21 protein-coding genes and 1 pseudogene are annotated in these 23,847 nt (G+C 72.2%); 11 read left to right on the top strand and 11 right to left on the bottom strand.

Features of this window, described 5'->3' with window-relative positions; all coding sequences use genetic code 11:
* Window positions 1-11: 11 nt before the first annotated feature.
* On the top strand, window positions 12-833 hold the full coding sequence (nadE, locus tag ACZ6S5_RS30900; RefSeq protein ID WP_466005774.1) for an ammonia-dependent NAD(+) synthetase: 822 nt from the start codon (window positions 12-14) through the stop codon (window positions 831-833).
* Here the strand turns inward: nadE and ACZ6S5_RS30895 are convergent.
* From ACZ6S5_RS30895 to aspS, 4 genes are all read right to left on the bottom strand, one after another.
* Window positions 823-1,830: an FUSC family protein gene (locus tag ACZ6S5_RS30895; protein ID WP_466005759.1), complete on the bottom strand. Its 1,008-nt coding sequence runs from the start codon at window positions 1,828-1,830 to the stop codon at window positions 823-825. The genes nadE and ACZ6S5_RS30895 overlap by 11 nt on opposite strands.
* Before the next feature lie 83 nt (window positions 1,831-1,913).
* Window positions 1,914-2,774: a hypothetical protein gene (locus tag ACZ6S5_RS30890; RefSeq protein WP_466005758.1), complete on the bottom strand. Its 861-nt coding sequence runs from the start codon at window positions 2,772-2,774 to the stop codon at window positions 1,914-1,916.
* Between the two features lie 5 nt (window positions 2,775-2,779).
* Complete coding sequence (locus tag ACZ6S5_RS30885) at window positions 2,780-3,295, bottom strand: SigE family RNA polymerase sigma factor (protein WP_466005757.1); 516 nt, start codon at window positions 3,293-3,295, stop codon at window positions 2,780-2,782.
* 82 nt (window positions 3,296-3,377) lie between these two features.
* The gene (gene aspS, locus ACZ6S5_RS30880) at window positions 3,378-4,664 is read right to left on the bottom strand and encodes an aspartate--tRNA(Asn) ligase (protein ID WP_466005756.1); all 1,287 of its coding nucleotides are present in this window, start codon (window positions 4,662-4,664) and stop codon (window positions 3,378-3,380) included.
* Window positions 4,665-5,020: 356 nt separating this feature from the next.
* Here aspS and lipA point away from each other — a divergent pair, with 356 nt between their 5' ends.
* Window positions 5,021-6,067, top strand: a complete 1,047-nt coding sequence (lipA, locus tag ACZ6S5_RS30875; protein ID WP_466005755.1) for a lipoyl synthase — start codon at window positions 5,021-5,023, stop codon at window positions 6,065-6,067.
* Window positions 6,068-6,162: 95 nt separating this feature from the next.
* Window positions 6,163-7,938 (top strand): DUF423 domain-containing protein, encoded by a 1,776-nt coding sequence (locus tag ACZ6S5_RS30870; protein WP_466005754.1) that lies wholly within the window; start codon window positions 6,163-6,165, stop codon window positions 7,936-7,938.
* A 106-nt stretch (window positions 7,939-8,044) separates the two neighbouring features.
* Here ACZ6S5_RS30870 and ACZ6S5_RS30865 read toward each other — a convergent pair whose 3' ends face one another.
* Window positions 8,045-8,383, bottom strand: a complete 339-nt coding sequence (locus ACZ6S5_RS30865; protein WP_466005753.1) for a hypothetical protein — start codon at window positions 8,381-8,383, stop codon at window positions 8,045-8,047.
* A 325-nt stretch (window positions 8,384-8,708) separates the two neighbouring features.
* Between ACZ6S5_RS30865 and ACZ6S5_RS30860 the strand changes: the two genes are divergently transcribed.
* From ACZ6S5_RS30860 to ACZ6S5_RS30840, 5 genes are all read left to right on the top strand, one after another.
* Window positions 8,709-9,191, top strand: coding sequence for a hypothetical protein (locus ACZ6S5_RS30860; RefSeq protein ID WP_466005752.1), 483 nt, complete (start codon window positions 8,709-8,711; stop codon window positions 9,189-9,191).
* Between the two features lie 80 nt (window positions 9,192-9,271).
* Window positions 9,272-10,222, top strand: coding sequence for a hypothetical protein (locus ACZ6S5_RS30855; protein WP_466005751.1), 951 nt, complete (start codon window positions 9,272-9,274; stop codon window positions 10,220-10,222).
* 55 nt (window positions 10,223-10,277) lie between these two features.
* A complete protein-coding gene (locus tag ACZ6S5_RS30850) occupies window positions 10,278-11,600 on the top strand; it encodes a peptidoglycan-binding protein (RefSeq protein WP_466005750.1) in 1,323 nt (440 codons plus the stop codon).
* Between the two features lie 23 nt (window positions 11,601-11,623).
* The gene (locus ACZ6S5_RS30845; RefSeq protein ID WP_466005749.1) at window positions 11,624-12,268 is read left to right on the top strand and encodes an ABC transporter ATP-binding protein; all 645 of its coding nucleotides are present in this window, start codon (window positions 11,624-11,626) and stop codon (window positions 12,266-12,268) included.
* Window positions 12,269-12,342: 74 nt separating this feature from the next.
* Entirely contained in the window at window positions 12,343-13,521 is a 1,179-nt protein-coding gene (locus ACZ6S5_RS30840; RefSeq protein ID WP_466005748.1) for an ABC transporter permease, read from the top strand.
* Window positions 13,522-14,244: 723 nt separating this feature from the next.
* Here ACZ6S5_RS30840 and ACZ6S5_RS30835 read toward each other — a convergent pair.
* Both ACZ6S5_RS30835 and ACZ6S5_RS30830 read right to left on the bottom strand, forming a co-directional pair.
* Complete coding sequence (locus ACZ6S5_RS30835; RefSeq protein ID WP_466005747.1) at window positions 14,245-17,424, bottom strand: helix-turn-helix transcriptional regulator; 3,180 nt, start codon at window positions 17,422-17,424, stop codon at window positions 14,245-14,247.
* The gene (locus tag ACZ6S5_RS30830) at window positions 17,421-17,591 is read right to left on the bottom strand and encodes a hypothetical protein (protein WP_466005746.1); all 171 of its coding nucleotides are present in this window, start codon (window positions 17,589-17,591) and stop codon (window positions 17,421-17,423) included. Before ACZ6S5_RS30830 ends, ACZ6S5_RS30835 begins: the two co-directional genes overlap by 4 nt.
* A gap of 213 nt (window positions 17,592-17,804) precedes the next feature.
* Between ACZ6S5_RS30830 and ACZ6S5_RS30825 the strand changes: the two genes are divergently transcribed.
* Window positions 17,805-18,494, top strand: a complete 690-nt coding sequence (locus ACZ6S5_RS30825) for a DUF4191 domain-containing protein (RefSeq protein ID WP_466005745.1) — start codon at window positions 17,805-17,807, stop codon at window positions 18,492-18,494.
* 152 nt (window positions 18,495-18,646) lie between these two features.
* Here ACZ6S5_RS30825 and ACZ6S5_RS30820 read toward each other — a convergent pair whose 3' ends face one another.
* Together ACZ6S5_RS30820 and ACZ6S5_RS30815 are read right to left on the bottom strand one after the other, a co-directional pair.
* Entirely contained in the window at window positions 18,647-19,837 is a 1,191-nt protein-coding gene (locus ACZ6S5_RS30820) for an MFS transporter (protein WP_466005744.1), read from the bottom strand.
* Window positions 19,838-20,005: 168 nt separating this feature from the next.
* Window positions 20,006-20,419: an RDD family protein gene (locus ACZ6S5_RS30815; protein WP_466005743.1), complete on the bottom strand. Its 414-nt coding sequence runs from the start codon at window positions 20,417-20,419 to the stop codon at window positions 20,006-20,008.
* Window positions 20,420-20,719: 300 nt separating this feature from the next.
* Between ACZ6S5_RS30815 and glnA the strand changes: the two genes are divergently transcribed.
* Window positions 20,720-22,144: a type I glutamate--ammonia ligase gene (gene glnA / locus ACZ6S5_RS30810; RefSeq protein ID WP_466005742.1), complete on the top strand. Its 1,425-nt coding sequence runs from the start codon at window positions 20,720-20,722 to the stop codon at window positions 22,142-22,144.
* Between the two features lie 93 nt (window positions 22,145-22,237).
* Here glnA and ACZ6S5_RS30805 read toward each other — a convergent pair whose 3' ends face one another.
* Window positions 22,238-22,663, bottom strand: coding sequence for a site-specific integrase (locus ACZ6S5_RS30805; protein WP_466005741.1), 426 nt, complete (start codon window positions 22,661-22,663; stop codon window positions 22,238-22,240).
* A gap of 358 nt (window positions 22,664-23,021) precedes the next feature.
* Window positions 23,022-23,330: an EthD family reductase gene (locus ACZ6S5_RS30800; RefSeq protein WP_466005740.1), complete on the bottom strand. Its 309-nt coding sequence runs from the start codon at window positions 23,328-23,330 to the stop codon at window positions 23,022-23,024.
* 216 nt (window positions 23,331-23,546) lie between these two features.
* Between ACZ6S5_RS30800 and ACZ6S5_RS30795 the strand changes: the two are divergent.
* Window positions 23,547-23,847: pseudogene (locus ACZ6S5_RS30795) on the top strand (hypothetical protein); the annotation flags it as partial.

Here is a 23,847-nt window from a genome sequence, read left to right as displayed (position 1 = left end):
CCTTGACCGACGTGCTGTCGATCCAGCGGCAGATCGCCGAGGAGCTCCAGGTGCCGGCCGCCTTCGACGCCGCCGCCGAGATCGAACGGCGGGTGGTCTTCCTCGCCGACCGCCTCGTCGACACCGGGTTGACGACGCTGGTCCTCGGCATCAGCGGCGGCGTGGACTCCACCACCGCGGGGCGGCTCTGCCAGCTCGCCGTGGAGCGCGCCCGCGAGGCCGGCCACCCGGCCACCTTCGTCGCGATGCGCCTGCCGTACGGGGTGCAGGCCGACGAGCACTACGCCCAGACGGCACTGTCGTTCATCAGCCCCGACCGGGTGCTCACGGTCGACGTCAAGCCGGCCAGCGACGCCGCCCTGGCCGCGCTGACCGCGGCCGGGTTGACCTTCCGCGACGCCGCCCACCAGGACTTCGTGCACGGCAACGTGAAGGCCCGGCAGCGAATGATCGCCCAGTACGCGGTGGCCGGCGCGATGGACGGCCTGGTGGTCGGCACCGACCACGCCGCCGAGGCGGTGACCGGCTTCTTCACCAAGCACGGCGACGGGGCGGCGGACCTGGTCCCGCTGACCGGGCTGACCAAGCGCCGGGTGCGCACGCTCGCCGCGACCCTCGGCGCGCCCGCCGAGCTGGTGGGCAAGGCGCCCACCGCCGACCTGGAGACCCTCGCCCCCGGCAAGCTGGACGAGGACGCGCTCGGCCTGGCGTACGAGCACATCGACGACTACCTGGAGGGCCGGCCAGTGCCGGCGGAGGTGGCGACGGCGCTGGAGGCCCGCTACCGGGCCACCGAGCACAAGCGGCAGCTCCCCATCGCCCCTAGCTGCTGATCCTCGACCGCAGCCACGGTTCGCACACCACGATTAGGCCGCCGATGCCGGCGCCGATCACCGTCTCCATTCCCCGGTCGAAGAGCAGCTGCCCGGCCGGGCGGGCCACCGCGAGCTGCCCCATCAGCAGCGCCATCGGGGTGATGAACAGCAGCGCCAGGCCGTAGTTGCGGCCCACCAGCAGCTCGGTGACGATCTGCAGCACCGCCACCACGAGCACGGTGGCGTACGGCGGCAGGTGCGGCGCCAGCAGCGCCGCGCTGGTGAGCAGCCCGAGCAGCGTGCCGAGGATCCGGTGCGCGGCGCGGACGAGCTGGGCGGTGACACCCTCGGCGCTGAGCGGGGCGACCGCCGCGACCATCGCCCAGTACGGGTGCCCGATGCCCACGGCGGTCGCCGTGCCGCCGGCGAGCAGCACGGCGAGGGCGTACCGGGCCGGCTCCCAGCTCCACACGTGCGCCAGCCGGGCCGGTCGGCTGCGCCGCCCCCGCAGCACGCTGCCCGCGTTCCCGACCAGCAGCGCGAACAGGCTGCTGAGCCCGGCCACGGCGGCGGCCACCTGCACGTCCGACACGTCGTGCGGGGCCGAGGCCACCGCGCCGAAGGCGAACACCAGGAACAGCGGCCCCGGCGGGTGCCAATCCTGCGCGGTGGCGAGCACGGCGCCGAGCGCCGCGACGGCGGCGGCCACCGGCACCGCCAGCCAGGCCCGGGACGCCGCCGCGCCGACCAGCACGCCGAGGACGGTGGACAGGGTGAGCGCCGCCCCGGCGCTGGCCTGCATGGCCGCCCGGGACAGGTGCACGTGGTTGCGCCCGTAGAGCGAGGTGAACGCCCCGAAAACGGCGTACACGGACCACCGCGGGTGGCCGGCGGCGAGTACCGCGAGCAGCGGGACGAGGACACTGACCCCAGCGCGCAGCGCGACCCGGTGGGCGCCCCGGGCCGGGCGGACGTGCAGCAGGCCGCGCAGCATCGCCCGCACCTGCTCGCTCATCCCCTCCTTATACCGGGTGAAAAGCAGGGGCCCCCGGTCAACAGACGGGTGTCAACCGGGGCCTTCCTTACACCCGCGCCGGATCAGCCGGCGCCGGGCTGCGGCGAACCGGTCGCCCACGCATCTCCGCGGAGGAAGCTGATAACCGGGGCCTCTATGATCACGATCGGTACGCCGGGACCGTAACGGGCGGGAAACTCGGCCCGCGCCCGCTCGATGTCACCCTGAACCCCGACCGTCAGCGCCTGCCCGGTGTTGTCGAACTCGAAATGCGCGGCGGTGATGTGCCGGCGCTCCCAGTACGCCCGGTCGGCCAGGACCTCGTCCGAGCGGGCGCGGATCTCCCGCGCGGAGTACGCGGCGTCGCGCACTTCCACGCAGTCGCGGGCGAACTCGCGCCGCACCCACCGGTCGAACTCGGCCGACGGCTTGCGGTACACCATGAGCCGGTCCCGGGGGCTGGCCAGGGCCGCGCCCGCGTACACGGCACCGAACCGTCGGTTGGCCACCGGGTTGAGGCGGTCGTAGACGTCAAAGAGCTTGTTCTGGTTGGACGGCAGGCCGTGCTCGTCCGGGGTGGCCGCGCTCGGGTCGGCGGTGGCGCAACCGGCGGTGAGCACGACCCGGCCCGGCGGCGGCCCCGACGGCGAGGCGGTCGGCCGGGGCGTGACGCTCGGCGACGGCGTGGGCGTGGCGGTTGGCGTCGGCGACACGGTCGGGCTCGGTGATTGCCGGGCGGCCGTCGGCGTACCCGATGGCGAAGCCGTGGCGAGCAACGGCAGCGTCAGCGCGGCCACGGCCACGGCCGTGCCGCCCGAGGCGGCCAGCCGTCGGCGGCTCCGGGCGCGCCGCCCCCGGGCCACGATCCCCACGGTGTCGAACCGGCTCGGCGGTTCGGTGCCCAGCGCGGTGGTCAGCAACGCCCGGACATCCCGCTCCTCCATGTCGTTCACACTCCCTCCGACTCGACCAGGAATTCGTCCCCGAGGCGCCCGCGCAGCGTGCGCAGACCACGGGCGGTGTGGCTCTTCACCGCGCCGACGCTGCACCCCAGCGCGGCGGCGGTCTGTTCGATCGACAGGTCCTGCCAGAACCGCAGCACCAGCGCGGCGCGTTGCCGCCCGGGCAGGCCGGCCAGGGCGTCGAGCACCAGCCGCTGCCGGTCCAGCCGGGCGGTCGGGTCGTCCGCCGCCCGGTCCGGCACCAGGTCGACCGGGTGTTCCCGCCGGCGCCAGGGCCGGCGCCACTCGTCGGTGAGGGAACGGACCAGCACCCGCCAGGCGTACCCGTCGATCTCGTCCCGCCGGGTCAGCCGGGGCCACGCCAGGTAGAGCTTCGTCAGGGTCGTCTGCGCGGCGTCGTCGGCGGCGTGCCAGTCGCCGCAGATCAGGAACGCCGTGCGCCGCAACGCGGGTGCCCGCGCGTCGACCCAGTTGGTGAACTGCCGCTCGTCATCCCCGTGCATCGGCTGCGTGTCCTCTCCCTCGCGGGTTACACGGGCCGGGGGCGCGGGCAGGTTTACCCACGCCCCCGACTTTTTCGTGCCGTCAGGGAGTCAGCCGGTGCAGGTCGCGCGGGAAGGCGGTGACCTCGCGGACGTTGGCCGCGCCGGTCAGCCGGGCGACGAAGCGTTCCAGGCCGATGGCGAAGCCGCCGTGCGGCGGCATGCCGTGCCGGAACGCGTCCACGTAACCCGCGTACGGCTCGACCGGCTCGCCCCGCGCGGCCAGGGCCGCCAGGTAGTCCTCGTACCGGTGCAGCCGCTGCCCGCCGGTGACCAGCTCCATGCCTCGGAACAGCAGGTCGAAACCGTTGGAGTGGGCCGGCCGGGCCGGGTCCGGGTGGGTGTAGAACGGCCGCTTCGCCATCGGGTAGCCGGTGACGAAGAGGAAGTCGGAGCCGTGCTCCCGGCGGGCCCACTCGCCGAGCGCCCGCTCGTGCGCCGGGGCCAGGTCCGGTTCGTCGGCCGGCGCCCCGGCGATCTTCAACGCCTCGGTGAAGTGCACGGCGGGGATCTCCGCCGGCACCTCGGGCGGCTCGACGCCGAGCGCGGCGAGCGCGCCGCCCGCCCGCTCCCGCACCGCGCCCAGCATCCCGGCCAGGGTGTCCCGGAGCACCACCATCACGTCCCGGTGGTCGGCGACGAAGCCCAGCTCGACGTCGAGCGAGGTGTACTGGGCCAGGTGCCGGACGGTGTCGTGCGGCTCGGCCCGGAACACCGGCCCGACCTCGTACACCCGCTCGAAGACGCCGACCATGAGCTGCTTGTAGAACTGCGGCGACTGGGCCAGGTACGCGGGCCGGCCGAACCAGTCCAGCGCGAAGACGTTCGCCCCGCTCTCGGTGGACGAGGCGACCACCTTCGGGGTGTGGATCTCCACGAAGTCGCGGGCGTCCAGGGTGGCCCGGAAGCCGGCCACCGCCGCCGCCGAGACGCGCAGAGCGGCGGACCGGGTCGGGTGGCGCAGGGCGGCCGGGGCGTGGTCGAGCTGGGTGGGCAGGCTGGCGGTGAGCACCGGCCGGTACAGGTCGAACGGCGGCGGCACGGCGGGCGGCCCGAGCGGCCGTACCGTGGGCTCGACGACCTCGAACCCGGCGGGGGCGGTCGGGTTCGCGACCACCGTGCCGACGACCTCGACGACGGTCTCCTCCGGCAGCGACTCGACGGCGGCGCGGACCTCGGGGCGGGCGACCACCACCTGGGCCAGGCCGGCGGCGTCCCGCACGATCAGGAAGGCCACCGACTTGAGCAGCCGGCGGCGGTGCACCCAGCCGGCGATCCGGACGGACTCGCCGACATGGTGGCTGAGCTGGGTGGAAAGGATGCGTTGCACGGCGGTTACCTCCTCGATCAATCGCAACGCGATCCCCGGGAGGTGTGGGCGAGCGGGAACCTCGCGGTGCCACCACACCTTCGCCCCCGGTTTCCCGGGAGCCTCGTTCGTCGCCTTTTCACCGGGGCCAGCCGGGCGGGCTCTACTGAGCGCGAGGGCGCCGTTCTTCCCGCAGCTCGGGAGGGTCTTCACGCACCGGCGCCAGACCGCCTCTCAGCAACCGGCGGCTCTCTGCGCTGGCGGATCGGCGCGCTACTCGGCTCCGTCGCAGCTTTGTCCGGGACAGTAGCACCCGGCACCGGGCGGTGTGACGCCGTATTTTCGGCACGGGTGTCCGGTGTCACAACGTCTGCGGCGTGACGCCGGTCGCCCGACGTTCATCGACGCCCACCGACCGGCGTAGGCTCGGTTTTGTGACGATCGAGCACTCCGCGCCGACGACTGAGCAGGCAGCGCGCACCGCGACCGTCGCCCCCGAGGGGCGGCGCATGCTGCGGATCGAGGCGCGCAACGCCGAGACGCCGATCGAGCGCAAGCCGCCGTGGATCAAGGTCAAGGCCAAGATGGGCCCCGAGTACACCCAGCTGCGCGGGCTGGTCTCGCGCGAGGGGCTGCACACCGTCTGCCAGGAGGCCGGCTGCCCCAACATCTACGAATGCTGGGAGGACCGGGAGGCCACCTTCCTCATCGGTGGCGACCAGTGCACCCGGCGCTGCGACTTCTGCCAGATCGACACCGGCAAGCCGGCCGAGTTCGACGCCGACGAGCCCCGCCGGGTCGCCGAGTCGGTCGCCGCGATGGGCCTGCGCTACGCCACCATCACCGGTGTCGCCCGCGACGACCTGCCCGACGGCGGCGCCTGGCTCTACGCCGAGACGGTCCGGCAGATCCACGCCCTGCGGTCCGGCTGCGGCGTCGAGCTGCTGATCCCCGACTTCAACGCCGTGCCGGAGCAGCTCGCCGAGGTCTTCGGGTCGCGCCCCGAGGTGCTCGCGCACAACGTGGAGACGGTGCCGCGGATCTTCAAGCGGATCCGGCCGGCGTTCCGCTACGAGCGCTCGCTCGACGTGATCCGCCAGGCTCGCGCCGCCGGCCTGGTCACCAAGAGCAACCTGATCCTCGGCATGGGCGAGGAGCGGGCCGAGGTCTCCCAGGCGCTGCGCGACCTGCACGAGGCCGGCTGCGAGCTGATCACCATCACGCAGTACCTGCGCCCCTCCCCCCGGCACCACCCGGTCACCCGCTGGGTCAAGCCGGAGGAGTTCGTCGAGCTGCGCGAGGAGGCCGACGAGATCGGCTTCGCCGGCGTGATGAGCGGCCCGCTGGTCCGCTCGTCGTACCGGGCCGGGCGGCTCTACCAGCAGGCCCTGGCCGCCCGCGAGGGGGCCGTCGCCGCCGGCTGAGGCCGGCCGTCCGCCACCCCGCCGGCTGAGGTCGGGCGGGGTCGGATGCCGCGTCACCCGCCGTCGGCCGCCGTCCGGATGCCATGATCGCAGGCATGACCGCCGGGGTACGCCAGGAGCCACGCGAGGCCACCCGCCCGCGTACGCCCCGGCGTCCCCGGCTGCCGGTGCTGCTCGCCCTGCTCGTCGGCGTCGCCGGGGTCGGCTACCGGCTGGCCCTGCTGCTCGCCGACGCCCCGCCCAGCAACAGCGACGAGGCGACCATGGGGCTGGCCGCCCTGCACATCGCCCGGGGTGAGGGCTTCCCGGTCTGGTTCTACGGCCAGGCGTACATGGGGACGCTGGAGGCGTACCTGGCCGCGCCGCTGGTCGCGCTCACCGGCCCGTCGGTGCTCGCGCTGCGGCTGCCCACCCTGGCCCTGTACGCGCTCTTCCTCGCCCTGTCCTGGCGGCTCACCCGCCGGCTCGGCGGGGATCCCTGGTTCGCCCTGCTGGTCGTCGGAGTCCTCGCGCTCGGCTCGGACCGGGTGATCAAGAACCAGCTCATCGCCGGCGGCGGCTACCCCGAGCTGAACCCCGCCGGGGTCGGGCTCGCCCTGCTCACCGTGGCGCTCAGCGCCGGCCGAACCCGGGCTCGGCTGTCCCGCTGGGCGGCCTGGGGACTGGTGTCGGGGCTGATGCTCTGGGTCGACCCGCTGATCCTGCCCCTCGTCCTCGGGACCGGCGTCGTGCTGGTGGTCCGACGGCGGCGCGAGCTGGCCGGCCGGGCGGGGCCGGTGGTGGCCGCCGCGCTGCTGGTGGGCGCGGCGCCGATGCTGCTGGACAGCCTCCGGCACGGCCGCAACCCGCTCACCGCGGTGCTCGGGGCCAGCGGCGGCGAGGCGGCGGCGAGCTGGGCCGAGCGGCTGCACGGCGGCCTGGTGCTCGGGCCGCCGCTGGGCATGGGCTTCTGCTCGCCGAGCCACTGCGCCGGCTGGCAGCTCTGGTGGTCGGTCGCCTTCCCGACCCTGCTCGTCCTCGGCGCGGTCGCCGCCGCGCGCACCCTCCGGGCGGCACCCCCGCCGCCGGCTGCCGATGAGGCCGCGGACGAGGACGGGCTCCGGGTGTCGGCGGCGGTGCGGTTGGCGCTGCTCGGCGCGGCGGTGGCGGTGCTGGCGGCGTACACGGTCAGCAACGCGGCCGGGCGGACGCCGATCGAGAGCGCCCGCTACCTGTCCTGCCTGGCGATCGCCACGCCCGCCCTACTCTGGCCGCTGTGGCGCGCCGCACGCCACCTCGGCGACCGGGCGCGGCCGGCTGGCCTCCGCTCGCCACGCCAGGTCGGCGATTCCGCGGTGTCCGGGTCGGTCGGACACCGCCATGTCGCCGACCTGGAGTTGATCAGCGGCGAGCCGGCGGGCGGCCCCGGTCCGGCGGTCGGGCCGGCAGCGGGGAGCCGGCGCGACCGGGCGGTCGGCCTGGCGGCGGTCGCCGTGCTGGCGGCGATCCTCGGCACGACCGCCGTCGCCACCGTCGACGCGATTCGGCGCGTGCCCGCCGTCCACGCCGAGGCCGACCGGCACCGCGCGCTCGTCGACACCCTCGGCGCGCTGGGCGTACGGCACGTGCGCGGCGCCTACTGGACGTGCAACCGGCTCACCTTCACCACCGGGGAGGGCGTGACCTGCGCGGTGGTCGACGACGAGCTGCGCCCCGGCTTCGACCGGCTGCCCGCGTACCGGCGGGCGGTGGACGCCGACCCCGGCGCGGCCTGGGTCGCGCCGGTCGGATCGCCGCTGGCCGCCCGGCTCGACCGGCGGCTCGGCCCCGGTCCGGGCGCACTCGACGTGGTCACCGTCGCGGGCTGGCGGGTGTACCTCCCGCGCCCCTGACGCCACGCGTGACCTCCACCCGGCACGTGCCGGGTGGAGGTCACGCGGTGGAGGTCAGTAGACCTTGAAGCTTCGGGTGGCGCTGCAACCGGCCAGGTGGTCGCTGTCAGCCGGCTTGTACACCCGGTAGTAGTAGGTGCCCTTCGAGGAGGGGCTTGGTGGTGAACGAGTATGCACTGGTCGACGACAGTGACCTGCTGGTCACGTTGGTCCAGCTGCCGTTGACCAGCCGCTGCAGGTACACGGCGTTACCTGCGTGGTTCGGCGACACCGTGCCGGACAGGGCCACGGAGCCGCCCAGCGCGAAGGAGGTCCTCGACAGCGTCGCGGACACCGCGGTGCGCACCCCGACAGCTCTCAGGCTGCTCTCGGAGCCCGCGTAGCTCGTGGAGTCGCGGTAGACCCACTTGTAGCGCCCGGCCCTCAGCCGAGCCGAGATCGCCATCCAACGGCCTGAGAGCCACGTCGCGGCGGCTGGCCGGCGGAGAGACGACCTTGCTCGAATTCGCTCTTCCGGGGCGGAAGGATGGATCCAGCCGGGACGGGATGTCATCGGTGGCGGCAGGTAGCCGGGCGCAACCGGGTCGCTCCTGACCGTCCTGTCTGCAGGGCAACACCAGACGTTGAGGCATGCTAATGTTCCGCCTCGGATCAATCCAAGCCCCAGGCGGAGTGCGAGAGGAAAGCTCCGCTTGGCCAAAAAAGTGCGGCTGCGACGCTGGCACGTCGCAGCCGACGTGTCTTCACGTCCCGCAACCAAGGAGGGTTCCATGAGGACGGCCCTAGCCTACCGTATCTCCCCGACGCTCGCCCGTCTGGCCGCCGTCGCCGCGCTCGTGGTCGCCGGTGTCACTATCCCGGGTCAGGCCGCGCAGGCTGCGGACAGCGGCGATGGAGACGTTGCCTGCCACAGCGGCGAGATCTGCTTCAGCAATAACAAGTACGGCTACGACAACATGCGCAAGCAGTTCTGGAACGGCGCCAACCACGGTTCGAACTCTAAGCACGGCTACTACCTGTGGTTCTACGTGCCCGGTAGCTACACGACCAACGAGCGCGTCATGGACAGTGCTGAAGAGCTTTGGAATCGCGACACCTCGTGCAGAGTCTACGTCTGGGACGTTGACTCGTACGGCAACTGGTTCACATACACTTCAGGTGACATTGGCGTGGTTATTTCCGTCAGAACCAATCGCAATAACGGTCACTCCCGTTGCAGCGGCACGGCGAGTTACAACCCGAAGGACCTTTAACATCTGAAGTATGGGCGTGCGCGGATGGTTCGTCCGTCTGCGCACGCTCCCTCATGGATTTTCTCCGGAGGTGTTGACCCGTGTCCACGCTGCGCCGCGCTGAGCCCCGTTACCTGCTGGCTGTCCTACTCGCGCTCGTCTTGACCACGGCCGGGTGCGACAGCACCAGTGAAGCAATGCCGGCGGGTTCGGGACCGACCGACGCCGCCGGTCCGACGTCGGTGCCCAACCAGCCCTTCGACATCCTGCTCGGCGAGGAGTTCAGCTCGGTCGAGTTGGCCCGGCTGCGCATCCGCGACAAGTGTCTGGCCGATGCCGGTTATCCGCAAAACCGCGACAACTTCGGTGCGTGGCGTCCGCCGGATCCGTTCAAGCCGCTGCTGGTGTCCGCCCAGAACTTCGGGCCGACCAGCGAGGACGAGGCACGACGTCTCGGCTTCGGGGTCGACTACCCCGGCGAGCCAGCTCGGATCGTCAGCTTCGACAGCGGTTACGACACGAACCTCAAGCGGTGCGAGGCTCAAGCCTGGAACCGGTTCGGCCCCGAGGCCAAGCAGACGATGAACGACTACTTCGACCTGTTCAACGTGCTCGGGCCGTACCGGTACGACGTCGACCGCGAACTACCGCCGGATCTGCCGGCGAAGCTCTATGACTGCATGACCGCGAAGAAGTACCAGGCAGACCGCGCGGAGTTTCTCAAGGCGCCGAAATACACCCTGTTCGGAGTGCAGTTCGGCACCGTCCAGCACGGCCCCGAGGAGGACTGGAAGCCGGACAACCGGCCGGGGACGGTCCAGGTCGGACCGGCCATTCCGGTTCGGCGGTACACGCCCACCCCGGCTGAGTCGGATCTTGCGGTGGCCTGGTTCCAGTGCAGCAAGAAGTCCGGACGGGTCGAGGCTCAGCTCACCGCGGCGTTCCGGGTGCAGCAGCGCTACCTGGACCGGTACGAGAGCCGCATCACGGAGTTGAACGAGCGGATCAAGGTTCTCGCCCGCAAGGCGGCCGACCTACTGGCGCAGGCTTAGGGCGACAGGCACCGCGAGCGCCGGGGCGTTGTCGCCCGGTTGGCGGGCGAGCAGCTTGGCCTTTGATCAGGAGAGGGATGTGACTGTGGAGTCGAGATGGCGCTCGCGGCGTGGCCTCCTGGCCGCTATCGGCGCGTTCGGGGCTGTGGCGCTGTTGACCGCCATGTCGCTGGTGCTGGGGTCGCGGCTGCGTACGCCGGAGCAGGCGGCGGCCGACGCCGCACCGCCCTCGGCCTCCCTGATCACGGTCCCGGCCGAGCTGCGCGTGCTCTCCCAGCCGGTCGTGCTGCGCGGCCGCGTGGTGGCCGGCGCCAGCCAGAAGGTCGAGGCGCCGCCGTCGGCCATCGGCTCGAACAGTGTGGTGACGTCGGTCCCGATCAAGAAAGGGCAGTCGATCAAGGAGGGCACGGTCGTGCTCGTGGTGACCGGTCAACCAGTCATCGCACTGAACCTGGCCTTCCCGCTCTACCGGAATCTCGTCGGCGGCATGCACGGGCCGGACGTCTCCGAAATTCAGCGCGCCCTTCGTCGGCTCGGCTACCGCGTCACCATGACCGGCACCTTCGACCGGTCGACCCAGACTGCCATCGGCCGACTGTTCAGGGATCGCGGGTTTGAGGCCAGCCCAGGTAAGGCCGAGGCGGCGGCGGGACTGCCTGCCGCTCGTGCCGCGGTCGAGCAGGCCCGGGCGAGCTTGGACAGCGCGGTGGCGGCGAATACCGGTGTGACCGCGGCCAAGGCGGCACTCAAGACGGCGCAGCGGACGCTGGCCACCACAGAACTGGAGGCGGGTCCAGGGCTGCCCCAGTCCCAGGTGATCCGGGTCGGTTCGGCGGGGACCGTCACGAGGGTACTGGTCCGGGTCGGAGATGTGCTCGACAAGCCGAACCTGGTCCTGCTCGAGATGGATGGTAGGGCGGCGTACGTCCTTGCCGCAGCCAGCCGGGACCAGATCGAACTCATCACCGCCGGACAGCCGGCGTCCATCGTCGACGAGGCCACCGGCCGGACCGCGCCCGGTGCCATCGAACGCATCGCATCCGAGCCCAGCAACAACCAGGAACTCGGCCTCTCCGGGTTCATGATCCGCTTGACATTCACCGGTGGAGCGATGCAGCCGATCGCCGACCGGACCGTCCGAGTTGACCTTGCCGCAGCCGAGAGCGACACACCGGTGCTGGTCGTGCCCGTCGCCGCGGTCTACTCGCGGGCCGATGGCAGCACCTTCGTGACGGTCTCCCGGTCCGACAACACCATCGAGGACATCACTGTCAGCACCGGTCCGGTGGCTGGCGGGTGGGCCCAGGTGACGCCGCAGGGCACCGCAACGCTGACCGCCGGGGACCGGGTCGTGGTCGGCGAGGGCAACCAGGGCTAGCGACGGTGCTGCACCTGACCGGCGTGAGCCGAACCTACGACGACGGGCATCCGGTGTACGCGCTGCGCCCCACCAACCTCCACATCGCGGCCAACGACTACGTGACGATAACCGGTCCGTCCGGCTCCGGGAAGTCCACGTTGCTCAATATTTTGGGACTGCTCGACGCGCCCAGCACCGGCAGCTACCGGATCAACGACGTCGAGGTGACCGGCCTGCGGGAGACCACCCGCGGAGCCGCCCGTGGGCAGCTGTTCGGCTTCGTGTTCCAGGCCTTCCACCTGCTGCCGGGCCGAACGGTGGCGGAGAACGTGGAGCTCGGCATGCTCTACGGTCCGCGGACGCGGCGTGAGCGACGCGAGCGCGCGGAGGAGGTGCTGGCGCGGGTGGGACTTGCCCATCGGATCAAGGCCGACCCGCGGACGTTGTCGGGCGGCGAGCGCCAGCGGGTGGCCATCGCCCGGGCGGTTGCCTGCGGGCCGCGGGTGTTGTTCTGCGACGAACCGACCGGCAACCTCGACTCGGCGAACACGACCACCGTGCTGGAGCTGCTGCGGGAGCTGCACGCCGAGGGTCAGGCCGTCATCGTCGTCACGCACGAGGCCGACGTGGCCGCCCAGGGCACCCGCCGGCTCCGGGTCGCCGACGGGGTGGTGTCAGAGGAATGAGACGCATCCCCCGCCTTCCGACCCGTAGGGCCCACGGGCCGCTGTGGGAGACGCTCGGCGTCAGTCCGGCCCGTATGGGTCTGATCGACTGGGGCAGGGAGGCCGTCCTGTCCGTGACGCGACATCCGGGACGCGCCCTCATGACCGCGATAGGCACCGTGCTCGGCGCGGTGGCGTTCGTGGCCACCCTGGGCATCTCCTCCACCGTGAGCCAGCAGGTGTCGAGCAGCTTCGATCTGAGACGGGCCACCGAAGTCGTCGTCTCGCCGGAGAGTAAGGGCATCGACAGCAGGTGGCAGGACGACAAATCCCTCACCCGGCTGCGAGGGCTCAATGGTGTCGTCGACGCCGGCCGACGCCTCAGTCTCGGCGAGCAACCCATCGCTCGCGGGCTCGGCGCCCCGCCCAGCCCGTTCGCCGTCTTCGGGGTCGACCCGGACGCACTGGCCGCGATCGAACCCCGGCTCGTCGTGGGCCGTCCGTTCGACGCGTTCCACGAGTCCCGGGCGGCGAACGTGGTCCTGCTGTCGCAGCCGGTCGCGGACTCCCTTGGCATCACCCGGGTCGGAGCCGCCGTGTTCATCCGTGACCGGGCCTATACGGTCATGGGCATCTTCGATAGCGTCGGCCGGCGGCCGGACTCACTCACCGGGGCACTGATGCCGGCCTCGGCAGCAGAGGTCCTCCTTGAGTCGTACCGCCACGGAGCGGAAGACGACGCTCACCGCGAGGTTCTGATCCGGACCCGTCCCGGGGCGGCCCAACTGATCGGATCTCAGGCCGCGACCGCGCTGCGCCCCGAGGGCCCACGGGACTTGCGAGTCGTCGCGCCTCCCGACCCGCGACAGCTACGCCGGGAGGTGGAGGGCAGCGTGACGCAGTCAACCCTGCTGCTCAGCCTCGTCGCGCTGGCCGTGGGCGCCGTGACGATCGCCAATGCCGCTGCCGCGTCCGTGACGAGCCGGGTCGCGGAGATCGGGCTACGCCGCGCGTTGGGAGCCCGCCCGGCACACATCTTCGCGCAGCTGGTCGGCGAGACCACAGTCCTGGGCGCCATCGGTGGCGCGGTCGGCGTCCTCATCGGCGTGGCGACCGTTGCCATCATCAGCATCGTGAACCGCTGGAGCCCGGTGCTCGACCTGCGCGCGGCCGTGGTGGCCGTCGCGGCAAGCGCGGCGGCGGGACTCGTGGCGGGCCTGTGGCCGGCCGCTCGCGCGACCCGGATCCAACCGGTGTCCGCGCTTCAACGGTGACCCGCAGCGCTCGTCGACGGCCTGGGGTGCAGGGAAAGCGTTGCCGGACATCGTCCTCCTATCGAACCCGGCCAAGCTCGCCAGCCCTGATCGTCTTCGCCACCCCGCCCAGGTCGTTGTCCAGCTGGGTGGTCGCGTCCCGGCAGCCGGTGCAGCTGTGCCTGCGGGACGGCGCGGGCGTACAGGTCAGCGTGGGACGGCGGGGCGGTCTCGTCCCAGAGCCCATGGAACACGTGCACCGGCACGCCTCGCGGCAGCCGCGCGCCAAGGTCGTGGGGCAGCTCGAACTCGTCGCCGGGCCAGCCGCCCGCACCGACGAACGGAGCGGCGATCAGGACGTAGGCGGTGCCGGGAACAGCGCCGACGCTACGTGCGCCGCGGCTGCTCACGGCCCGGGCCTTGGCGGCTGCCGACACGCCGGACCTGAACCGCACGAGCACCGAGTGCGCGTCGAATGCGCGCTCCTTGCCAGCTGGCGGACGCGTGGGCCGGGGGAGCTCCTTGATTGTCGGCTGCTGAGGAGATGGCGGTGCGGCAGTGGCCGCGGGCCCGATCGGGCCCAGGACAGCCAATGCGAACGCGGCCACCGCGATCGGGCGGAGTGGCATGGCGTCCCCCGCCTGAAGTGGGGAAATGAATGGTTGCCGTCAGTCAAACATCCATCCACTGTGGCCGCCAGCCGTGGCGTCCCCCGTGTTGCGCTACTCCTCCCGGGCGGTGGATTCAGGAGGAGGCGCTGGGCTGGCGCGGATCGGGCGGGGCCGCGCTGAGCAGGCCGAGCCGGTACGCCACTGCCGCCGCCTCCACCCGGTTGCGGACGTCCAGCTTCGCGATGATCCGGGAGACGTGCACGCTGGCCGTCTTCGGCGAGATGAAGAGCCGCTCGGCGATCCGGCTGTTGCTGTGCCCCTCGGCGACCAGCCGCAGCACCTCCTGCTCGCGGCTGGTGAGCAGGTCCGGGCCGGACCGGCCGCCGCCGCGCAGCCCGACCCGGCGGGCCAGGGTGGCGACCTGCTCGCCCAGCGGGGTGGCGCCGAGCCGGGTGGCGATCTCGCCTGCCTCGCGGACCGCCGCCGCGACGGCGTCCCGGTCGCCGGCTGTGGCGGCCGCCTCGGCCAGCCCGAGCAGCGCCCGGCCCAGCGGATACGGCTGCCCCGCCGCCCGCCACGCGTCCACCGCCGCCCGCCAGGCGGGCAGCGCCGAGTCGCCGCCGCCCAGGATCGCGGCGACCTGGGCGGCGTGCGCCTGTTCCGCCGGGTAGCGGGCGGGCAGGACGGCGGCCACGGCGGACACCTCGCCGGCCAGCTCGGCGTCGCCGGTCAGCGCGGCGGTCCGGGCCGCGGCGGTGAGCACCGGCCAGCCCTCCCGGGGCAGGTCGACGAGGCGCTCGTCGGCCAGCGCGGCCCGGGTCGCCCCGAGCGCCGCCAGCTTGTCGTCGGCGGCGAGGGCGGCCTCGATGCGCAGCTCGCGCAGCGGCAGCCGGTGGTTCGGCCAGAGGTACGGCCGGGCCAGGAAGGCCAGCGCCCGGCCGACCAGCTCGTCGGCGGCCGGGTGCGCCCGGGCCAGCCGCAGCCCGGCCCGGAGCTGGAGCCAGTGCAGCCCGGACACGCCCGCCGGGTCGATCCGGGCGGCCTCCGCGCAGGCCGCGTCCGCCTCGTCCCAGCGGCCCAGCGCGAGCAGCGCCTCGGCCCGGTTGGACAGCAGGTACGCCCCGGTGGAGCGGCTGATCCCGAAGCGGCGCGCCTCGCTCACCCCGGCGGCGGCCGCCTCCTCCGACTCGGCGTACCGGCCCAGCTCGTAGAGCACGTCGGAGAGGTGCACCAGGGCGCTGACCAGCGCGGGCGCGTTGCCGGTGGCGCGGGCCAGGGTCTCCGCCCGGCGCAGCTCGGCCAGCCCCAGGTCGGGGGCCTTGTCGGTGCGGCAGAGCAAAGCGATCCGGGTGGGCAGCAGGGCCACGTCCATGCCGACCGCCTCGGCGCCGGCCATCGCCTCGGCGGCCACCGAGGCGGCCTGCTCGGGGTCGACCTTCGCCAGGTGCGCGGCGACATCGGCGAGCAGCCGGACCCGCTCCGGGCCGTCGGGCAGCCCGGCGGCCAGCCGGTACGCCTCGCGGATCTCGGCGGTGCCGTCGCTCTTGCCGAGCAGGGCGAGCAGCCGGCCACGCTGGTCGAGCAGACGGGCGGCGCGCAGCGGCTCGGCCTCGGTGTCCACCTCGGCCAGGGCGGCCCGGGTGAGGGTGAGCGCCCGGTTGTAGTCGCCGGAGGTGGTGGCCGCGGCGAGCGTCTCCTCCAGCACCCGCAGGTGGTCCATGCCGAGCCGCTCGGCGGCGTCGGGCACCAGCTCCCACAGTTCCAGGACCCGTTCCAGCAGCCGGCTCTGCTCGGCGTACGCGTACCGGTCGGCGGCCGCGCCGGCCGCGACGCGGGCGGCCAGCAGGGCCCGCGGGTGGTCGTGGGCGGCGTACCAGTGGTGGGCGATCTCGGCCGGCGCGCGACCGGCGGCCACCAGGTGCGGCTGCGCCTCGATCGCGGCGGCGTACCGGGCGTGCAGCCGGGCGTGCTCGCCGGGGAGCAGCTCGTCGTGGACGGCCTCGCGGACCAGGGCGTGCCGGAACTCGTAGTCGCCGTCCGGGTCGGCCACCACGAGCTGGCCGGCCACCGCCGCGCGCAGGGCGTCCTCCAGCTCGGGCTCGGGCAGGCCGGCGACCTCGGCGAGCAGCTGGTGAGCGAAGCGGGTCCCGCCGGCGGCGGCGATCCGCAGCACCCGCTGGGCTGGTTCGGGCAGCCGGTCGACCCGGGCCAGCAGCAGGTCACGCAGGGTCTCGGGCAGCACCGCGCAGCCCACCGGGTCGCCGGCGGCGGCCAGCTCCTCGATGAAGAAGGGATTGCCCTGGGTACGCCCGTGCACGTCGTCGACGGCCCGCGGGGCGGGTTCGGCGCCGAGCAGGTCGGCGAGGACGGCGGCGGTGCCGTCCCGGTCGAGCCGGCTCAGCTCCACCCGGTCCACCCCGCGCGCCCGGTCCAGCTCGGCGAGGAAGGGTCGCAGCGGGTGGCCACGGTGCAGCTCGTCGGTGCGGTACGTGCAGACCAGCAGCAGGCGGGCGGCGCGGGCGGCCCGGACCAGGAAGCCGATCAGGTCCCGGGTGGACCGGTCGGCCCAGTGCAGGTCCTCGATCACCAGCACCAGCGGCCGGTCCTCGGCGATCCGCCCGAACAGGTCGGCGACCAGGTCGAACAGGTAGCCGCGCGGGGTGTCGGAGACGGGCAGGCCGATGGGCGCGGCGGTCCCGGCCGGCACCCGGGCCAGCTCGGGCAGCAGGCGGGCGAACTCCGCCTCGTACCCGGCGAAGACGCCCGGGCCGTCCCGGCGCAGCACCTCGCGCAGCGCCGCGGCGAACGGCGCGAAGGGCAGGCCCGCCTCGCCGAGCTCCAGGCACTGGCCGACCAGCACCCGGACCTCGAGATCGCCGGCCAGCGCGGCGAACTCCTCCAGCAGCCGGGTCTTGCCCACCCCGGCCTCGCCGCCGACCAGCACGGTGGTGGGGTCCCCGGCGCGGGCCCGGCCGAGCGCGGAGCGCAGCGCGGCCAGTTCCTCGTGGCGGCCGACGAGGACGGTGCTGGCGGCGCGTACGGTCACGCCGTCGAGCATGCCATGACGGCCGGCCGCGGCGTCCCGGCCGACCGGTCGGTCTCCCGACCGGCCGCCCGCCGGTCCGGCCGCCCCCGTGGCGGCCGGGCCCGCGGCGGGCGGAGCGGTGGTGGCCGGGCCGGCGGCGGTCGGAGCCGCCGGCCCGGGTGGCCCGGCCGGAGCGAGGGCCGCCCCGGGTGTCACCCCCGGCCGGCCGTCCGGCGACGGCGGCGCGGGGTGCGCCGGCCGGGCGGCCGGCGCGGCGACGGTGGTCACCGGCGGCCGTCGACGGTACGGGCGGAGTGCTGCCGGCGGCTGAGCCAGCCGCGCGAGTGCCGGCGGGGCAGCGACCGGGCGAGCCGGTCGCGGGCCGCGTCGGCCTGGAGCTCGGAGGCGTGGCTGCGGTGGATGGTGAGCATCAGGTCTGCGTCGTTGCCGAACATCTCGGTTTTCCCCTGTCGGGTGGTCGTTTCGCTGTCGACACTGACTTTCCGCGCGAAGGTGCCCCTGGGGCATGGGTCCACCGCCTGATCTTCGGCCGCTCCCCCTCCTTACCGGGGGGTCTCAGCGGCCCGGCGGCGCCGTAAGGTACTCAGCCGCCGCGGAGTGGCAGCCACGGATCAACGGTTCGCGGGGCGACCACTAGACTCTGCGGCATGGCAAATCCCCAGGAGAAGGTCTCGTTCGGCCAGCGGCTGAAGCAGATCGGGATGGTGTTCCAGTTCACCGCCAAGCAGGACCGGTGGTTCGCGCCGCTGACCGCGGCGGCGGTGCTGATCCCGCTCGCGCTCACCGTGGTCGCGGTGCTCCTCTGGGGTTGGATCTGGCTGCCGATCGGCATCCTGTTCGCCCTGCTCGCGGTGCTGATCGTGCTCAACCTGCGGTCCAACAAGGCGATGATGAACGCCGCCGAGGGGCAGCCCGGCGCGGCGGCGCAGATCATGGAGAGCATGCGTGGTGACTGGCGGGTCACCCCGGCGGTCAGCTCCACCACGCAGATGGACATGGTGCACCTGGTGCTGGGCCGCCCCGGCGTGATCCTGCTGGCCGAGGGCAACCCCCAGCGGGTCCGCGGCCTGCTCGGCCAGGAAAAGCGCCGGCTGGCCAAGGTGATCGGCTCGGCCCCGCTGCACGACTACGTGATCGGCCAGGGCGAGGGCGAGCTGCCGATCCGCAAGCTGCGGATGACCCTGATGCGGCTGCCCCGCACCCTCACCCCCAAGGACGTCAACGCGCTCGACAAGCGGCTCAAGGCGCTCACCGCCCGGCCGCAGATGCCCAAGGGCGCGATCCCGAAGAACATGCGGCCGCCGCGCGGCGCGTTCCGCCAGACCCGGGGTCGCTGACCTCCGTCGTACGCGCAAGAAGGAGCCGGGCCCGCACGGGCCCGGCTCCTTCCGTCTTCGCGGTGACTCCGGGTCGCCGGCGCCGCAGCGCCGGCCCGCGATCTCGGCACCGGGTCGATGATCCTGGTTGTTGCCGGCCCCGCCCCGGTGGCTCAGCCGGCTGGCACTCTGCTGGCCCTGCGTAGTCCGAGCAGTGCAACCAGGGCGAGCAGGATGATCGCGACGGAGTATTCGTTGGCGGTTCGGGGCAGGCCGCCGGCGTAGACCACGAGGAAGCCGGCGATGACGGTGGGCAGGCCGAAGCCGACGTAGCAGACGATGTAGAGCAGGGAGAGCACACCGGCGCGTTCGTGCGCCTCCACGAGCGGCATGACCGTCTTGAGGCTGCCCTGGAAACCGGCACCGAAGCCGACGCCGCCGAGCGCGAGGCCGAGGAAGAAGCCCGGGATGGACTCCATCATGACCGACACCAGCGTGATGATCATGCCCAGGATGAGCGCGGTGATTCCGGTGAGCATCACGCTCCGCGCGGCGCCGTTGCGTAGCAGGACGACGGTGATGGACCCGACGATGCCGAAGACGAAGAGGAGCAAGCCGGCGGTCGCGATCGAGGTGTTCATGAGGGCGCGCAGGAGCGCCGGGCCGAGCGCGCCGAAGAAGCCGGCCAGCGCCCAGACGGCGAAGACCACCGGAGCAACGACCACTACCGGCCCACGTACGGTGCGCGGCAGCTTGATCTCCGGCCGCAGACTCCGCAGCGCTCCCGTCATCGGCGTGACCGTTTCCGGCATCAGCACAATGCCGACGCTCTGGATCAGCAGGATGACGAGCAGGACGACGTACACCAGTCGCGTCGGCGCGGGCAGGAGCTGGATGAGCAGCGCCGAGAGCAGGGCGCCGGTACCGGTTCCGATACCGGGGGCGATCGAGTTCGCGAGCGTGCCGCGGGAGCGGTCGATGTCGAGCATGGCGGCACCGACCGCGCCGGTGGCGGCGCCGGCCGCGAGTCCCTGTACGACACGGGCGGCCAGCAGCGTGGGTACGCCGTTGGCGAAGATGAAGATGGCCAGCGAGATCATCTGGACCGCGACCGCGACCAGCAGGACCGGCCGCCGCCCGACATGGTCAGACAGTTTGCCGACCGTGAGCAGGGACGCCAGCACGGCGACGGCGTAGATGGCGAACACCACCGTGGTCGTGATCGGCGAGAAGTGCCAGCGCATCTGGTAGATCCCGTAGAGGGGGGTCGGGGCGGCCGACGCGGCCAGGAAGGACACGAGGAGCGAGGCGAGCAGAAACAGGGAGGTTCTCGGCGAGAGGCGCCTCGATTCGGCGGTACCCATCAGACGTGCTCCTCCTGCTGGCAGGGTGCAGCGGAGTACCCGGTGCGGCCGGCGGTGCACTCGCAGCAGTTTCCGGCCGGGTTCACCCCCAGAAGTCGGGCGTCCCGGCCGGCGGAGGGGGCGGTGGCGAAAACGAGGCGGCCGCGGTGATTGTCCTGCGCCATCCGCTCATGATCTTGCCCTTGGCCGGGGGGCGTCGATGATGACCGAGCCGGTCAGCCGGTCGTGCAGGCCGCGCCGGTGCCCGTCCATGATCAGGGCGGGCACGACCAGGGCGAGCAGGACGCCGCGCAGCAGGCCCCGGACCAGCCCGATCCGGCCGCCGTCGGCCCAGGACAGGCAGCGGATCCGCGTGAGGTACATGCCGGGGGTCTGGGCGAACAGGCCGAGGAAGAAGCCGTACTCGAGGATCAGCACCAGGACTGGGGCCCAGCCGTCCCGGGCCGGATCGGCGAAGATGTTGGCGGCCAGCAGGCAGAGCACCCAGTCGATGATCAGCGCGCCGAAGCGGCGGCCGAGGGTCGGGGGCGTGAAGGTGGGGTCCGCGGCGGGCGGCACCGGCACGGCGGCGGTATCGGTCACAGCGGTCAAGGGTAGTCAGGGGCGGGTCCGGGGCCGGGAAGGCCGGGCTGGGCAGGGGTGCCGGTCACGGCCCGGCCCGCCGGTTCGACGCCCTCCGAGGAATCGGACCAAAGCCATCAATTAGCGCCACACTGTCACGGCGGGTATCGTCCGAACGGAGAACAGAAGGCGACTGAGCGGCACAGATGACGCTCCGCGAGGGACGTAACACGGCGGAAACAGAAGAGACACGACCGGGCAACCGCGCCGCCATACCGTCGCCAGGAGCCAGCCACCGGAGTGGACCTGCCAGGAGGACGTGTGTTCGCCAATCCCGAGGAACTCCTGCGATACCTCAAGAACGAGGACGTGAAGTTCGTCGACGTACGTTTCTGTGACCTGCCCGGCGTGATGCAGCACTTCAACCTGCCGGTCGAGTCCGTCGACGACGCGCTCTTCACCGACGGCCTCGCGTTCGACGGTTCGTCGATCCGTGGCTTCCAGGCGATCCACGAGTCGGACATGCTCCTGCTGCCCGACGTCGCGACCGCCTTCATCGACCCGTTCCGCGCCCAGAAGACCCTCGCGCTGAACTTCTTCATCCACGACCCGTTCACCCGCGAGGCCTACTCGCGTGACCCGCGGAACGTGGCGAAGAAGGCCGAGGCGTACCTGGCCGCGAGCGGCATCGCCGACACCGCGTACTTCGGCGCCGAGGCGGAGTTCTACATCTTCGACTCGATCCGCCACGAGACCTCCGCGCACCAGTCGTTCTACTACATCGACTCGATCGAGGGCGCCTGGAACTCCGGCCGGGAGGAGGAGGGCGGCAACCGCGGCTACAAGACCGCGTACAAGGGCGGCTACTTCCCGGTGCCGCCGGTGGACCACTACGCCGACCTGCGCGACTCGATCGTGCGGCGCCTGGTGGACACCGGGTTCACCGTGGAGCGGTCGCACCACGAGGTCGGCACCGCCGGCCAGTCGGAGATCAACTACAAGTTCTCCACCCTGCTGCACTCCGCCGACCAGCTTCAGCTCTTCAAGTACATCGTGAAGAACGAGGCCTGGGCCAACGGCAAGACCGCCACCTTCATGCCGAAGCCGCTCTTCGGCGACAACGGCTCCGGCATGCACACCCACCAGAGCCTGTGGCTGAACGGCGAGCCGCTGTTCTACGACGAGACCGGCTACGCCGGCCTCTCCGACACCGCCCGCTGGTACATCGGCGGCCTGCTGCACCACGCGCCGTCGCTGCTGGCCTTCACCAACCCGACGGTCAACTCGTACCGCCGTCTGGTGCCGGGCTTCGAGGCGCCGGTCAACCTGGTCTACTCGCAGCGCAACCGTTCCGCCTGCACCCGCATCCCGGTCACCGGCAGCAACCCGAAGGCCAAGCGGGTCGAGTTCCGGGTGCCGGACCCGTCCAGCAACCCGTACCTCGCCTTCTCGGCGATGATGATGGCTGGCCTGGACGGCATCAAGAACAAGATCGAGCCGCCGGCGCCGATCGACAAGGACCTCTACGACCTCCCGCCGGAGGAGTGGGGCGACGTCAAGCAGGTCCCGGGCTCGCTGCCGGAGGTGCTCAACGCGCTCGAGGCCGACCACGACTACCTGCTCGACGGCGGCGTCTTCACCCCGGACCTGATCTCCACCTGGGTGGGCTGGAAGCGGGCCAACGAGGTCGACCCGGTGCGCCTGCGCCCGACCCCGCACGAGTTCGCCATGTACTTCGACTGCTGAGCTTGATCAAGGCTCTGACCTGTGCCAACAGGATCACTACTGATCTTGGGTACAGGTCGGGTACAACCGTCACGGACGGCGGTCATGCCCGGCTCACAGCCGGCGTGGCCGCCGTTTCGTGTTGACGGAGCGCGCCGTCAATGAGCAGCCGGGTGCGGTCGAGCACGTCCGGCCACTCGTGCACGTAGGTGTTGAGCGGTCGCCCACGTCCGGGGAGAAGGTTGCGGCGTTGACCGGCTCGCCAGCGACGCCCCGGAACAGCAGGCGTGCCGCCCGGCGGACCGGCCGCCGGCGGTCCGTGTCGTCGTCGACCTCGACCGGGTCGCACCCGTCGGCCAGGTGGTGCCGCAACGCCGCCGCTACGACCTCCGGCAGCTCGACGGTGCGGGCGCTCGTGCTCGTCTTGACCGGGCCGAGGAACGGCTGACGGCCCTTGAGCACCTTGAGTTGGCGGCGGACATGCACCTCCCGCGCGTCGAAGTCGATGTCGTCCACCTCCAAGCCGAGGATCTCGCCCATGCGCAGCCCGCAAACCGGCCGCGAGACAGACCGTCGCGGCCAGCCGGGCCGGCAGCAGACGCGCCAGGTCGTGCACCTGCTGCGCGGTGGGAAGGACCCGGCTCCCCCGGCTGATCGGCGGAAGCCGGATGCCCTTGTCGCACGGGCTGACCGAGATCAGCCGGTCCCGTACCGCCATGGCGAACATCGAGCTGAGGTAGGTGTAGACCACCCGCAGCGTCGTCGGAGCAAGAACCGTCGACCGGTCCCGTCAGGTCCTTGGGCGTTTGCCGCCCGCAGCTCGCTACTGCTCGCAGGCTTGGCCTTCCTTGGAGCCTGTCGTTGACTTCTTGCTGACGTTCAGCGCCGGTTCACCAGCCTAGTGTTCCTCCTGCACCGGATAGTGGATGATGACCGCACCGCCGGTGGCGTAGTTGGCGACATCGGCGGCCACCCGCTGGCCTTGCGGCGACGCCCGCGCCGCGGCCATGGCGGCGGCGTCAGCAAAGTCGCCTTCGAAGACCGCGAAATACGGCGCTTCTCCCTTGGTCGCCGCCACGTCGAAGCTGTAGCGCCACGCAAGCAGGCCGGGCAGATTCATGACCAGTGGAAGGTGGTTGGTCACGTAGTAGTCGCGGAATTGGTCAGGGTCCGCGGGCTTGGAATACAGGACCACCAACTTATGCATAACGACCTCCGCCCACCTCCATCCAGAGACGAGACCATAACACTCCGGGTGACTTGGGAGCGCCTGCTACGTAGCGGAGCTACGTCGCACATCAGCCGACGGAGGACAGCAACCGCAGGCTGATGTCGGGCTCCACTTCATGCGTTACGGATTGCCTTCAGTTGATCCGTTACGCCTCCGGCTAGACGATCACGGCACCGTGCGCACGATCGTCCTGTGAGTTCAGGCTTGGATGCGGCTGCGGATGTCCCGGGCGAAGGCTGCCTGGCTGTCGTCGTCGACCGTAGGACGCCGTTCTCAGCCATCACCGCGTGGAACTGCTGCGACTTCACGCCTGCCCCGGCCGCTCTGGCACGTGCGCACGGGGATGGGCAGGACAGCGTCGCTGTGAACCTGCACGGGAGCGTGCCAGCTGGGATGCCGTTACACGGACGGGTCCCAGGCTACGAGCTGATCGAAGATACGACGGTCGCCTTCGAACTTCAGGGAATCCAACGGTATGCGGCCGTAGAAGAAC

This window comes from Micromonospora sp. NPDC051924 (assembly GCF_055586005.1).
Note: the sequence above shows the minus strand (reverse complement) of the source record. Positions and strands in the feature narration are given on the sequence as shown.

What these genes read in the sequence shown, in the direction of transcription:
- ACZ6S5_RS30895 (WP_466005759.1), bottom strand. Translation starts at nt 1,830, where the DNA reads ATGAGCGAGCAGGTGCGGGCGATGCTGCGCGGCCTGCTGCACGTCCGC.
- ACZ6S5_RS30890 (WP_466005758.1), bottom strand. Translation starts at nt 2,774, where the DNA reads ATGGAGGAGCGGGATGTCCGGGCGTTGCTGACCACCGCGCTGGGCACC.
- ACZ6S5_RS30885 (WP_466005757.1), bottom strand. Translation starts at nt 3,295, where the DNA reads ATGCACGGGGATGACGAGCGGCAGTTCACCAACTGGGTCGACGCGCGG.
- ACZ6S5_RS30870 (WP_466005754.1), top strand. Translation starts at nt 6,163, where the DNA reads ATGACCGCCGGGGTACGCCAGGAGCCACGCGAGGCCACCCGCCCGCGT.
- ACZ6S5_RS30865 (WP_466005753.1), bottom strand. Translation starts at nt 8,383, where the DNA reads ATGGCGATCTCGGCTCGGCTGAGGGCCGGGCGCTACAAGTGGGTCTAC.
- ACZ6S5_RS30860 (WP_466005752.1), top strand. Translation starts at nt 8,709, where the DNA reads ATGAGGACGGCCCTAGCCTACCGTATCTCCCCGACGCTCGCCCGTCTG.
- ACZ6S5_RS30840 (WP_466005748.1), top strand. Translation starts at nt 12,343, where the DNA reads ATGGGTCTGATCGACTGGGGCAGGGAGGCCGTCCTGTCCGTGACGCGA.
- ACZ6S5_RS30830 (WP_466005746.1), bottom strand. Translation starts at nt 17,591, where the DNA reads ATGTTCGGCAACGACGCAGACCTGATGCTCACCATCCACCGCAGCCAC.
- ACZ6S5_RS30825 (WP_466005745.1), top strand. Translation starts at nt 17,805, where the DNA reads ATGGCAAATCCCCAGGAGAAGGTCTCGTTCGGCCAGCGGCTGAAGCAG.
- ACZ6S5_RS30820 (WP_466005744.1), bottom strand. Translation starts at nt 19,837, where the DNA reads ATGGGTACCGCCGAATCGAGGCGCCTCTCGCCGAGAACCTCCCTGTTT.
- ACZ6S5_RS30805 (WP_466005741.1), bottom strand. Translation starts at nt 22,663, where the DNA reads ATGGGCGAGATCCTCGGCTTGGAGGTGGACGACATCGACTTCGACGCG.
- ACZ6S5_RS30800 (WP_466005740.1), bottom strand. Translation starts at nt 23,330, where the DNA reads ATGCATAAGTTGGTGGTCCTGTATTCCAAGCCCGCGGACCCTGACCAA.